At 37.8% G+C, this 12792-nt stretch carries 11 protein-coding genes; 7 read left to right on the top strand and 4 right to left on the bottom strand.

Features of this window, described 5'->3' with window-relative positions; translation table 11 throughout:
- Positions 1–268 precede the first annotated feature (268 nt).
- Entirely contained in the window at positions 269–724 is a 456-nt protein-coding gene (gene coaD, locus LB467_RS04345; RefSeq protein ID WP_224472800.1) for a pantetheine-phosphate adenylyltransferase, read from the top strand.
- 75 nt (positions 725–799) lie between these two features.
- Complete coding sequence (locus LB467_RS04340) at positions 800–1018, top strand: hypothetical protein (RefSeq protein WP_224472799.1); 219 nt, start codon at positions 800–802, stop codon at positions 1016–1018.
- Positions 1019–1674: 656 nt separating this feature from the next.
- Here LB467_RS04340 and LB467_RS04335 read toward each other — a convergent pair.
- Together LB467_RS04335 and LB467_RS04330 are read right to left on the bottom strand one after the other, a co-directional pair.
- The gene (locus tag LB467_RS04335; protein ID WP_224472798.1) at positions 1675–3963 is read right to left on the bottom strand and encodes a TonB-dependent receptor family protein; all 2289 of its coding nucleotides are present in this window, start codon (positions 3961–3963) and stop codon (positions 1675–1677) included.
- A 12-nt stretch (positions 3964–3975) separates the two neighbouring features.
- Positions 3976–5262: a PQQ-dependent sugar dehydrogenase gene (locus LB467_RS04330; RefSeq protein ID WP_224472797.1), complete on the bottom strand. Its 1287-nt coding sequence runs from the start codon at positions 5260–5262 to the stop codon at positions 3976–3978.
- Positions 5263–5419: 157 nt separating this feature from the next.
- Between LB467_RS04330 and LB467_RS04325 the strand changes: the two genes are divergently transcribed.
- Entirely contained in the window at positions 5420–7171 is a 1752-nt protein-coding gene (locus LB467_RS04325; protein WP_224472796.1) for a M14 family metallopeptidase, read from the top strand.
- Here the strand turns inward: LB467_RS04325 and LB467_RS04320 are convergent.
- On the bottom strand, positions 7139–7762 hold the full coding sequence (locus tag LB467_RS04320; protein WP_224472795.1) for an NUDIX hydrolase: 624 nt from the start codon (positions 7760–7762) through the stop codon (positions 7139–7141). The genes LB467_RS04325 and LB467_RS04320 overlap by 33 nt on opposite strands.
- Positions 7763–7769: 7 nt before the next feature.
- Between LB467_RS04320 and pyrE the strand changes: the two genes are divergently transcribed.
- Together pyrE and LB467_RS04310 are read left to right on the top strand one after the other, a co-directional pair.
- On the top strand, positions 7770–8411 hold the full coding sequence (gene pyrE / locus LB467_RS04315) for an orotate phosphoribosyltransferase (RefSeq protein WP_224472794.1): 642 nt from the start codon (positions 7770–7772) through the stop codon (positions 8409–8411).
- A gap of 3 nt (positions 8412–8414) precedes the next feature.
- On the top strand, positions 8415–8807 hold the full coding sequence (locus LB467_RS04310) for an SRPBCC family protein (RefSeq protein ID WP_224472793.1): 393 nt from the start codon (positions 8415–8417) through the stop codon (positions 8805–8807).
- A 598-nt stretch (positions 8808–9405) separates the two neighbouring features.
- Here LB467_RS04310 and LB467_RS04305 read toward each other — a convergent pair.
- Complete coding sequence (locus LB467_RS04305; protein WP_224472792.1) at positions 9406–10137, bottom strand: biotin--[acetyl-CoA-carboxylase] ligase; 732 nt, start codon at positions 10135–10137, stop codon at positions 9406–9408.
- Positions 10138–10232: 95 nt separating this feature from the next.
- On the opposite strand from LB467_RS04305, the gene rsfS reads away from it, so the two are divergent.
- Both rsfS and ftsH read left to right on the top strand, forming a co-directional pair.
- Complete coding sequence (gene rsfS / locus LB467_RS04300) at positions 10233–10604, top strand: ribosome silencing factor (protein ID WP_224472791.1); 372 nt, start codon at positions 10233–10235, stop codon at positions 10602–10604.
- A 24-nt stretch (positions 10605–10628) separates the two neighbouring features.
- Entirely contained in the window at positions 10629–12695 is a 2067-nt protein-coding gene (ftsH, locus tag LB467_RS04295; RefSeq protein ID WP_224472790.1) for an ATP-dependent zinc metalloprotease FtsH, read from the top strand.
- Positions 12696–12792 lie beyond the last annotated feature (97 nt).

Below are 12792 nucleotides of genomic sequence, written 5' to 3'. Positions count from 1 at the left end.
AGGGAAAAATAAAATGAGCGTATTAAATGCAGTAAGAAACAAGTTAATCCACATTGCTATGGCATTGGTTAAAAACAAAACATATTACCAAAATCGCTTGGTTTTGTCATAGAAATCGAAGTGACGGGTGGAACTTAATTAAATTTATTTGAAAATAACTAAATTAGATTTCCGTTTGTGCGGGGAAGATAAAGTTAGATTTCCGTCTACACGGAAATGACAAAGTTAAGAAAATAGTTTCCCGCGCGGGAAAGACAAAGTTATTATGATGAAAAAAGCAGTATTTCCGGGGTCTTTTGATCCCATTACCTTAGGCCACACCGATATCATTGAAAGGGCGCTTCCACTTTTTGATGAAATTATTCTGGCGATTGGGACGAATTCCGATAAAAAATATATGTTCTCGCTGGAAAAACGACTTCATTTCTTAAGAGAGACTTTTAAAGATGAGCCTAAAATAAAAGTCAACACTTATAAAGGACTTACTGTAGATTTCTGCAAGGAACAAAATGCCGAATTCCTTCTACGCGGTTTGCGAAATGCGCAGGACCTGGAGTTTGAAAAAGCCATTGGGCAAACCAATTTCAAAATGAGCGGTATAGACACCTTATTTTTTATCACATCTTCGGGGAAAAGTCATATTTCCTCCACCGTGGTTCGTGATGTGATTCGCAATAACGGGGACTATGAGTTTATGGTTCCTGATGTGGTAAGGAAGAATTAAGACACTGTGAATCAATAAAAAAGATTATTTACTGAATTGAATTTTTAGTAAATTTGTTTTAAGACTTATATAAACATGGATATCCAGACCACCAAGCTTAAATTGCTCAAGACTATTTTGGAGAATGAAAATTCAGAATTCATCCAAAAAGTGGCTGATTTTGTGCAAAAAGAAAGTTCGGATTTTTGGGATGAGTTAAACGAGATTGAACAGAAAGAAATCAAGCAGGGAATTGAAGATCTGGACCGAGGAAAAAGGGTTTCCTATGAATCATTCCTAAAGAAAATTTCTTGATGAAAGTATTTCTTTCCGAGCTTGCTGAATCCAAACTAATCCGTTTATCTGAATATTTAATCGAAAAGTGGGATCTGAAAACCGGAATAAATTCATTGAAAATTAACCGGTAAAATTGAACAAATATCTTCTCAACCACATAATTGTCCGAAATCAGAAAAGTTTAACGGACTTTATAAATGTGTGATCACTAAACAAGCAACCTTCTATTAGAATTCAATCCAATGAGATTGAAATTATTACAATATTTGATACCAGGCAGGATCCAGATAAGTTAAAAAAGGATATAGAATAGATGAGCAAAATCTTCTGCCTAATTATAATTATTTCGGCAAACCACCTCCTCCTTCGGGTACTCCTCCTTGGAAAGGAGGAGAGCTTTTATTACTAGAATATGTCGATTCCCTAAGATTCTTATTTCAATCAAAAGATCGCCGCGCTCGTTCCTCGCTCGCGATGACGAAAAAACCCTGTTATTGAGGAGGCAATAGCCGACGTGGCAATCTATTCTTCATTAGTTCTATTTCCTTGAAGCACTCACTCAAAACAAAAGATCGCTGCGCTTTGTTGCTCTCCGCTTGCGATGACATAAAATATTTTGAATTAGTAAGACCTTACAGGTTTGCGAAACCTGTGAGGTCTACTTAAAAATTATTCTAAAAAATATAATTCAACTGAACGCCCCCATAATAATTTCTTGGGTTTCCTGGGTAGAAAGAGCGGGGAGCTGAGCCTCCAAAGCCAACGGCATTGGTTAGAACGCTGGCTGCATAATGCTCATCGAGAGCATTGTTTACTCCGCCGTATAAATTCAGGTTTAGATCCTGAAATACATTAAAAGTATAACCCGCTTTAAAATTCAGCAGACTATACTGATCAGTATAACCCGAATTCGCATCATCCAAAGGAATTTCTCCTACGTTTCTAAAGTTTCCGTAGAATTCAAAACCAGATTCGCTTTGAATATCCACACCCAGGTTCATCGTGTATTTGGGCACTCCGGGTAGTTTGTTACCGGAGAAATCTTCATCATTATTTACAAATTCCTTGAATTCAAAAAAGTTTATAGCTCCGTTTACATAAGGTTTAATAGAAATTCCGGGTCCTACTAAGAAACGGTAATTGGTAAGGAATTCTACCCCGTTGTGACTGGTTTTCCCCGCATTTAGTCCAACATATTGATCTTCTCCCACTCGTTGCGCCACCAATAAATCTTCAATTTGAATTGAAAAAACAGAAACTTCAGTGTATAATTTATTCTGAAGCCAGTTACCTTTAAATCCGGCTTCATAATTAATTCCGGTTTCCGGCTCAAGATTAGTGTTTATTCGTCCGTCCGGAGTTAAGGTTTCAGCAACTGTCGGTGTTGAAAATCCGTGGCTTACTGAAGCGAAAATGTTTTTTCCTGTTCCAATTTCGTAGCTCGTTCCAATCCTGGGTGAGAAAACAGGATCAAAACCATAATCCCCGGTCTGGTCTACGTCATCCCGGGTATAAAGATCGGTTAAACTGTAACTGGTGGTGTTCAGGTTAAAACCAGCTTCCATATTCCATTTTTCAGAAAATTCAAGATTAACCTGGGCAAAAAAGTTGGCATAATTACGGTCCTGTTCGTTATTGCTTAAACGGTCACCAAGCACGCTGCCCTCATCGGGAAAATCCCGATATAAATTTTCAAAAGTGCCGGTTTCATACCACTCATTATAGTATTCGGCTCCAAAACTAATTTCAGAAGGTAACTCGAAAATCTGCGTATTTAGATTAAATTTTGTACGAACTCCGGCAGAAACACGCTCTTCCTTTAAAATATTAAATGGTCTGGGCTCGTAGGCATCCCTAAAACTCAAGAATATACTGGTAGTATTGCTGAAATTATCAAAAAGCGAATGTGTATAAGAACCCCCGAGCAAACCACGATCATAAGATTCGTAACCCTGAGCACTACCCCAGGTAAAAGCGGCAGTTTCGGGATTATTTAAGAAATCATCTTCATTAAGGGAACTCGGTATAAAAGCCTTTAATCGGGTAAAATTTGCCAGGTAAGAAAGACTTCCATTTTCACTTGTTTTCAATGTTCCGTTAACTAAAGCCGATTTCCGGTCATAGTTTCCGTTATCACGGTAGCCATCGCTGGTTAAATTAGAGAAAGTTGCAAATAAGGCAGAATTAGCAGTGGTATTTGATGCCTGATAAACCTGTTTTTGCGTATTAAAACTTCCATATTGTGTTTTTACGCCCAGACGAGCTTCTTCTTTTCCAGGTTCTTTTGAATATAAATTTATGGAACCACCCAGCCCCGCACCGTAGATACTGGATGTTGGACCTTTAATTACTTCTATTCTATCTAAACTTTCCTGATCAAAATCGTCTAAAGTGAGTTCCCCTTCTGCGGTGGTCAAAGGAATTCCGTCAAAATAGGCTTGAATTCTATTGGTGCTGTATTGCGAGCGAGCGCCAATACCCCGAATATTGATCTTATTGGTATTTAAAGCACCCTGATTAACATACATGCCGGGAACATTATTAAAGGTTTCCAGGACATTGGTTGCATCGGTTCTGTTGAAATCGGTTTCAGTGATCAGATTCACTGCCGCCGGCACTTTTCTAAGTGTTTTAGGAATCATCGTACTGCGAACTAATACTTCTGAAAGGTTTTCTGAAGTAGGGCTCAAGTAAATCTCCTGAAGTGAGACTGAAGTTTTCAGGTTAATTTCTAAGACTTCAAACCCCAGTGCAGAAATTTTATAATCTCCAGGCAAATTTTCTGAATCTATGCTAAAGACCCCATTTGAATTTGAAATGGTAACAAAGCCAGATGCACCCGAGATGCTGGCTCCTTCAACCGCTTTAGTAGTTTTTGCATTAAGTATTTTAAATTGATTTTCCTGAGAAAACAGGTTTCCAACGTAGAGTAGGCACAAAAGTGCCAGTAATTTTTTTTCCAATATTTTATATTTTTATTCGGCTGAAACTTTCCAGATTACATTTGCGTCGTCATCGCTTACCAATAGAGCACCATCTGGGGTAATGCTAACTCCTACAGGACGGCCATATACCTTACTTTCGGCTTCATTTGCAATAAATCCGGTAAGAAAGTCCTCGGGTTGCCCGGGTTTTCCGTTTTCATCAAAAGGTACAAATAGAATTTTATAGCCTGAAAAAACTGCCCTGTTCCATGAACCGTGTTGCCCTACAAAAGCACCATTTTTATATTTGTCGGGGAATTTATCCTTCGTGTAAAAAGCCAGTCCCAAAGAAGCAGTATGCGGGCCAACGGGTACATCTGGTACAATAGCTTTTTCGACTAAATCTTTATGCGGGTCTTCTGCCCAACGCGGATCCTGAATTTGCCCGTAATAGGAATAAGGCCAACCGTACCAGCCATCTTCCTGAACACTGGTAATGTAATCTGGCACTAAATTATTTCCAATTTTATCACGTTCGTTTACGGCAGTCCAAAGTTCCCCGGTTACAGGGTTCCAGTCCATACCAACAGGATTTCTCAAGCCGGAAGCATAGATTTTTTCACCGGTTCCGTCGGGATTAATTTCAAGAATTGCCGCACGCCTTTTTTCTTTTTCCATTCCATATTCACCAACATTACTTGCTGAACCAACAGAAACATAAATTTTACTTCCCTCTTTGTTGGCTATTAAGTTACGCGTCCAGTGATTGTTATAACCGCCTGCGGGTAAATTAAGAATTTTCTCTCCTTCATCTTTAATTTCAGTATCCCCTTCAGTATAAGGATAACGGTAAAGTCCGTCCGTATTAGCTACATAGAAATAATCATTTAAAATCAACATTCCGTATGGCTGATTTAAATTATCTAAAAAGACTTCCTGATAATCCGGAGTTCCATCCTGATCAATATCACGAATTAAAGTAATCCTGTCTGCACTGTTTTCGGTATTAGATTCTACCACAAAAATATCGTCATTAGGCGCAATATAAGTTCGGCGCGGATGATTTAAATTTTCTGCAAATTTGGTAACTTTAAATCCGGCGGGGGCATTAGGCTTATTATCTCCCCAACCAATAACTTTACTTTCCTTTGTAACAGATTCTGAAGAAAAAGGCGGCACTAATCTTAGTTCACCAATTTCAGTTTGCACAATATCTGCAGGGCGCTTTGAAAGCTTCTCTTTTTTTTCTTCGGTTAAATCTTCATTGACCTGGGCTTCAGCTATAATAGGGAAGGCTAACAACACCGCCAGGCAATAAATCACTGAAAACTTTTTCATTTTCTTCAAAATTTTAGCCTAAAATTAGCCCTTAAAAATTCGACTAAAAAGTTTTTATAGCAGATTAGGTTTACTTTAACATGTATCAATTAGCCTTAGTTTTTTGGTGGCTATGCGGGTTTTAGTTAAGTTTATGCTTTCAATTGCTAAGGATACTATGAAAAAAATTCTCGTTTTGAGTTTGGGGCTACTCTCGCTGATTTCCTGCGATTTAGAAAAATATCAACTTATTACTAATTACGATTTCAAAACCCGTTTTGAGAAAAGCAATGGAAAGGAAACCGGTTCCTATGACGAAATCATTGATTTTTACACACAACTAGCAAAAAGTTCTGCCAAAATAAAATTGCAGGAATTTGGAAAAACAGACAGCGGTAAGCCGCTTCATCTTGCCGTTTATAGTCCTAATGAAAATTTTGATTTTGAAGACTTAAGAGAAAAAAATAGTATTATTCTTATAAATAATGGAATACATCCAGGGGAAAGCGATGGGATAGATGCAACGATGATGCTTTTTAGAGATCTAGCGGGAGATTCTATTAATGTCCCAACAAATACGGTTTTAGCAACAATTCCTATTTATAATATTGGAGGTGCCTTAAACCGAAATTCCAGTAGTCGAACCAATCAAAACGGTCCTGCCGAGTATGGATTTAGAGGAAATGCACGAAATTACGACTTAAACCGGGATTTTATAAAAGCCGACACCCGAAACACCCAAAGTTTTTACGAAATATTTCATCATGTAAGACCCGATATATTTATAGATAATCACGTAAGTAACGGAGCAGATTATCAATATACACTTACTCATCTTTTTACTCAACATAATAAACTTGGTGGGGAACTGGGCTCTTATGTAAATGAACAAATTATGCCTGCCCTTGAGGATTCGCTAGCGAAAAAAGACTGGGATATCACGCCTTATGTAAATGTTTTTAATGAAGTTCCCGAAGAAGGATTTTCGCAGTTTAATGATCATCCGCGTTATTCTACAGGTTATGCAACGCTGTGGAACACTATTGGAATGATGGTAGAAACTCATATGCTAAAACCCTATGCAGAACGGGTAAAGGGAACTTATGAATTGATGCGAAGTATGATAGGTATTGCTGAAAATGACAGGGAGCGAATGAAAGATATTCGTAACCGGGCGTCAAGAAAATACATGACAGAACGCTGGTACCCCATTAATTTTAAACCCGATATGGAAACCCCCAGCAAAAGAGATTTTAAAGGTTATGAAGGAGAAAAGATTGCAAGTGAGCTTACGGGAGGCGAACGTTTAAAATATGACCGCAATAAACCTTTTACCAAAGAAATAGAATACTACAACAATTTTGTAGCAGAAGACACTATTGAAATTCCACGAGCTTACATTGTTCCTCAAGGATGGTGGCAACTCACCGACCTTTTGAAGCTGAACAAAATAAAATTAGAACCTCTGCAGCGCGATACTACTTTATATGTTGAAACTTATAAAATAGAAGATTTTAAAACCCGGGACAAAGCCTACGAAGGCCATTATATGCATAGTGAAACCAAAGTTTCTAAATCTATGGATTCGGTAAGGTTTAGAAAAGGAGATTTTGTGGTAAAAACCTTTCAGGATGGAGCGAGATATTTGATTGAAACTTTAGAGCCTGAAGCGCCTGATTCTTTCTTTAACTGGAATTTCTTTGATACTGTTCTTCAGCAAAAAGAAGGTTTTTCACCATACGTTTTTGAAGATATCGCAAAAGAAATGCTTGACGAGAATCAGGAATTAAAAGAACGTTTTGAAGAAAAGAAACGCAGCGATGCTGAATTTTCAAATAGCTGGTACGATCAATTAGACTGGTTGCACAAAGAATCTAAGCATTATGAAGAAGCACATCTACGCTACCCTATCTTTAGAATGCCGCGCTAAATATTTCTCAGAAAAAAGAAGTTTAATATTTGCATAAGATTTTTGAAGGGCCTTTTGGCTTTTCTTAAGATCCTTCCATTTAACTTTTTCGATTCCTTCTTTGGTTTCGGGACGCAATTCCCCATCGTAAGAGGTTCGCATCTCGTACCAGTGGGTAACTTTAAGTCTGAAGCGACCTTTTCGTTTAAAAATATGATAAGTTTTCTGCAAGAATTTTGTGACCTTAAGACCTTCTACACCGGTTTCCTCCTCTACTTCCCTAATTGCTGAAGCTTCAATAGATTCATTTTTTTCGGTTTTTCCTTTAGGAAGATCCCAGCGTTTTTTTCGGTAAATAAATAGAATTTCATCTTTATCGTTTAGTACCATTCCGCCGGCAGCAGTAACCACACGTAATTTCTTAAACAGATGCTTTAGCAGTTTCTCTTCTTTCTCGTGATAAAGGTTCACATGAAGCATTTCTCCATTGCTAATTTTTTTGATTATTCGCTTAATTCTCACTTTCTTTATTGGAAGTGACACATAATTTTCACCAAAATCTTTCTTTGTAGAGAGAATTAAGGGAACATCATTTACAAAAACTTTATACATTTGCAGTATGATTTTAAATAAAGAAACAGCCAGAACTACTGCTGAACTATTATTGCAAATTAAGGCAATAAAATTAAATGCACAAGAACCTTTTACCTGGGCCAGCGGTTGGAAGTCGCCAATCTATTGCGACAACCGAATAGTACTCTCTTATCCACCAATTAGAAATCACCTAAGGGAACAGTTTGCACGCCAAATTGAAGAGCTATATGGCAAGCCCGATGTTATAGCAGCGGTGGCTACAGGTGCCATTGGTATTGGTATGCTGGTAGCCGAGATTCTTAGCCTTCCATTTATCTATGTACGTCCCGAAGCAAAAAGTCACGGTCGGAAAAACCAGATTGAAGGTAATTTATCTGAAGGGCAAACGGTAGTGGTAATCGAAGACTTAATTAGTACCGGTAACAGTAGTTTAAACGCGGTTAAAGCACTAAAAGAAGCCAAAGCAAATGTAAAAGGAATGCTGGCCATCTTTACTTATGGCTTTAGCACTGCAGATGAAAACTTTAAGCAAGCGGGTATTGAATTACACACTTTAAGCGATTATGATTTTCTTCTGGAAACCGCGCAACGCACTAATTACATTAATGCCAGCGAAGCCAAAATTTTAAGAGAATGGCGTCAGGATCCGGCAAACTGGAAAAAATAAAAAATGAATTTAGAAAGCCCAAAAGTTACCGCTGATAAAAGTCAGCAGGAAATGTTCGATTTTTTAACCAAAGTTGAAAATTATGAACAATTAATGCCCGAGAGCAAAGAAGTATTTGAAGTTAGGGATGAGAAAACCTTTGTTTTTGGCCTTAAAGGAATGCCCGTAATAAAATTACAAATTCAGGAAACCATAGAACCGGAACTTGTAGTTTTGGGATCTACTTCAGATAAGTTTGATTTTACTTTAAAAGCCCATATTTCAGCTTTAAATGAAAATCAGAGCGAGGTGCAAATGGAATTCAACGGCGAATTCAACGCTATGATGGCAATGATGGTTAAAGGTCCATTAACAAAGTTCATCAATACTTTAGCTGAAAATATTGGAAAGCTTTAATAACTGAAAGGCTGTTTGAAAATCTTTGATAAAAGTTAGATCCTGAAATAAATTACCATTGACGTATTTCTAAAATCCTGATATTTAGATTTGTTTTTTATATTTCAATAATTCAAAAAGAAATTTACCTGGTTTGGAAGTTTCCTTTTTCATTTTTTGTGTGTATTCCTCTCACTCCGTTCGTCGGATACAATTAAAACGAAACAAAAAAGGGCGCCCTATGTGGAGGTGTTTTTTTGGCAACTGCCTTCCTCTCCCTTTTGGTCGTCGGAGGCAGAAAAAACCGCAAATCAGCAGCTAAATTTTTTCCAGGCCCCTTCAACTCCACTCAGGACAAGCTTTCAAAAATTATTAACGCTGCTGATTTGCTACACTCACACACGGGTTTAAAACTCGCTATGCTCGAAACGTCATTTTCCTACGCTAGATAAAATTTTTTATCACGGGTCTCAGGATGACGCTAAAATTTTTAAACGTTTTTATTCGTCATTGCGATCCCGATGATAATCGGGAGAAGCAATCTGCAAATTTATAGGTAATCTGCTCAGAGATTACTTCACTGCGTTCGTAATGACGTTTATCATTTCATTTTGGATCATTAATACATCAATTTAATCTCCTTTAGATCGAAGGTTTTAAAAACTGAATCTTCGATCTCCAAATTCAACCTTCCGGAAGTAGTGACACCCCGAATAATTCCGGTAAGATAACTGCCGTTTGGCAGTTGAAAAGTAGACACCAAATCTCTTCGAAACATATTCTTCGCATATTCTTCTAAAACAGAGGTTTCAGCCTCAGTAGAGATTTCAGTTAATTTATCTTCAAACTCATCTGTGATTTTCTTCAGCATTTCATCCAGATTAAATTGAATTCCTGTGGCCAACTTAAGCGAAGATGCCTGAGGCAGGCCGGGAAATTCGGTTTGGTTTACATTGAGCCCAATTCCTATTATAGTAGCCGCAATTTCATTATTCTTCAGAATATTCTCAATAAGAATTCCGCTAATTTTATAGCGTGCTGACATTATGTCGTTGGGCCATTTTACTTTTAATGCAGGCACATTAAATTTATTCAGCACTTTTAAAATTGATAAAGAAACGATGGCACTCATTAAAAATTGATGGTTTACATTCACTCTAATTTTAGGATATAGTACACTAAAAGTTAGGTTTTCACCCGCATTTGAAATCCATCCGGAACCTCGTTGTCCACGACCCTTTGTTTGGTCATGAGCAACTACGCAAATCGGCTCAAAGGCAGTATTCCCGCGGTAGAGTTCCCGGGCAAATTCGTTGGTAGAATTGGTGGCATTAACTTTGATTATACGCATAATAATAGATAGAAATAAAACGGGCGTTAAATGTTATGTAAACAAAGCCTATAAACAGCTAAAAAGTAATAACTTTGCGAAAATAATTAATTTTAATGGCAAAAAAAGAACAGAACAACGATCAACTTATTGCGCATATAATTAAAGGAATTGAAGAAGTAAAAGGCAACGATATTGATATTCTGGACCTTAGGCAAATAGAAAACACCGTATGTGATTATTTTATTATTTGCAACGGTACTTCCAACACACAGGTAAACGCCATTGTGAATTCCATCCAAAAAACTGTAAGTAAATCTCTTAAAGACAAACCCTGGCACGTAGAAGGCAGTGAAAATGCAGAATGGGTCCTATTAGATTATGTAAACGTGGTTGTTCACGTTTTCCAGAAGCATATTAGAGAGTTTTACGATATTGAAAGTCTTTGGGGCGATGCAAAAATCACCTCCATAGAAACCAATTATTAATTATTTAATTTAGAATCACCAAGAATGGCGAAACAGCAACCCAAAAAAAATGCAGATCCCAAGAAGCCTAAGTTTAGTGCTTACTGGATCTATGGCGCTATAATAATTATATTTCTCGGAATCAATTTCTTTAGCGGAGGCGGTTTTAGTGAACCCGCTCAAACCAACCCTGCCGAATTTCTCTCCTACCTTAGAGATGGAGATGTAAAAAAGGTAGAAATCGTAAACCGGAAACAAGCCAAAGTATATCTTACCGAAGAGGCTGCCCAAAAAGATATTCATAAAAGATCTAGCGATCCTGAACTATTCAACACTGGCGGGGAAACTCCTGCTTATAGTTTTGAGTTTGGAGATTTGCAAAATCTTGAAGACGATATTAAAGAAATCAAAGCCGAAAATAATCTTGACACCACCGTTGTTTACGATACGCAAAGCAATGTTTGGGGTGAAGTTTTCTGGGCATTATTACCCTTTATACTAATTATTGGAGTTTGGATTTTTATAATGAAAAAAATGAGCTCTGGTGCCGGTGGCGGTGCAGGAGGCCAGATTTTCAATATAGGTAAATCTAAAGCAAAATTATTTGACCAGAATACCGATGTAAAAACATCTTTTAAAGATGTTGCCGGACTTGAAGGAGCAAAAGAAGAGGTTCAGGAGATTGTAGATTTCCTTAAACATCCGGATAAATATACATCCCTGGGTGGTAAAATCCCGAAAGGAGCCTTACTTGTAGGCCCTCCCGGAACCGGTAAAACCTTATTAGCTAAAGCTGTTGCAGGAGAAGCCAAAGTACCTTTCTTCTCACTTTCAGGATCAGACTTCGTAGAGATGTTTGTAGGAGTTGGAGCTTCGAGGGTTCGTGATTTGTTTAAACAGGCTAAAGAAAAATCACCTTCCATCATTTTTATTGATGAGATAGATGCTATTGGTCGTGCCCGTGGAAAAAGCAATTTTTCAGGATCTAACGATGAGCGTGAAAATACATTAAACCAGTTATTGACAGAAATGGATGGTTTTGGAACCAACACCAACGTTATTGTTGTTGCTGCTACCAACCGTGCCGATGTATTAGATAAAGCTTTAATGCGTGCCGGAAGATTTGACCGTCAGATCTATGTTGACCTTCCAGATTTAAATGAACGTAAAGAGATTTTTGAAGTTCACCTGAAGCCACTTAAAAAGGTTGCAGAGGAACTTGATACTGAATTTTTAGCAAAACAAACTCCTGGATTCTCCGGAGCCGATATTGCCAATGTTTGTAATGAAGCTGCACTTATCGCTGCCCGAAAAGGCAATAAAGCTGTAGGAAAACAGGATTTCCTTGATGCCGTAGACCGTATTGTTGGCGGACTTGAGAAAAAGAATAAAATCATCACGCCAGACGAAAAGAAAGCAATTGCTTATCACGAAGCTGGTCACGCTACAGTAAGCTGGATGTTAGAGCACGCTGCACCGCTAGTAAAAGTTACCATTGTTCCTCGAGGACAATCGCTGGGAGCTGCCTGGTATTTACCAGAAGAACGCCTTATTGTAAGGCCCGAGCAAATGCTGGATGAAATGTGTGCCGCCCTTGGAGGTCGTGCTGCTGAAAAGGTTGTCTTTAACAAGATTTCTACCGGAGCTTTAAGTGATCTTGAAAAGGTGACCAAACAAGCGAAAGCGATGGTTACCATATATGGATTGAATGATAAAATAGGAAACCTTACCTATTATGATTCTTCAGGCCAGAGTGAATACAATTTCACCAAGCCTTACAGTGAAAGTACTTCTGAACTTATCGATAAAGAGATTTCTAATTTGATTGAAACTCAATATCAACGGGCTATGGATTTACTTACAGAGCATAAAGATAAGCTGGGACAGTTAGCCGATATCCTCCTGGACAAAGAGGTGATCTTTAAAGATGACCTGGAACGTATCTTCGGAAAAAGACCTTACGATAAAGACAAGGAGAAAAGCGAAGTTCTTGGGAAGAAAGAAACTCCCAAAGTTGAAGATAAAGCTGCTGAAACCGAAGAGCAAAATCCTGCACCGGAAAATGATTCAGAAGAGAATACAATAACTGAGAATAATTCAGTTAATAAATAGTTCATAACCACGGTTTAAAAAATCTTAATTTACACAAGTGTTAAATTAAGATTTTTTACCTTTGGTTAAAATGACGTTGAGAACCACACCCAAAACT

This window comes from Salegentibacter tibetensis, assembly GCF_020164485.1.
GTDB classification, from domain to species: Bacteria; Bacteroidota; Bacteroidia; order Flavobacteriales; family Flavobacteriaceae; genus Salegentibacter; species Salegentibacter tibetensis.
This window is presented reverse-complemented; position numbering and strand designations above follow the sequence as displayed.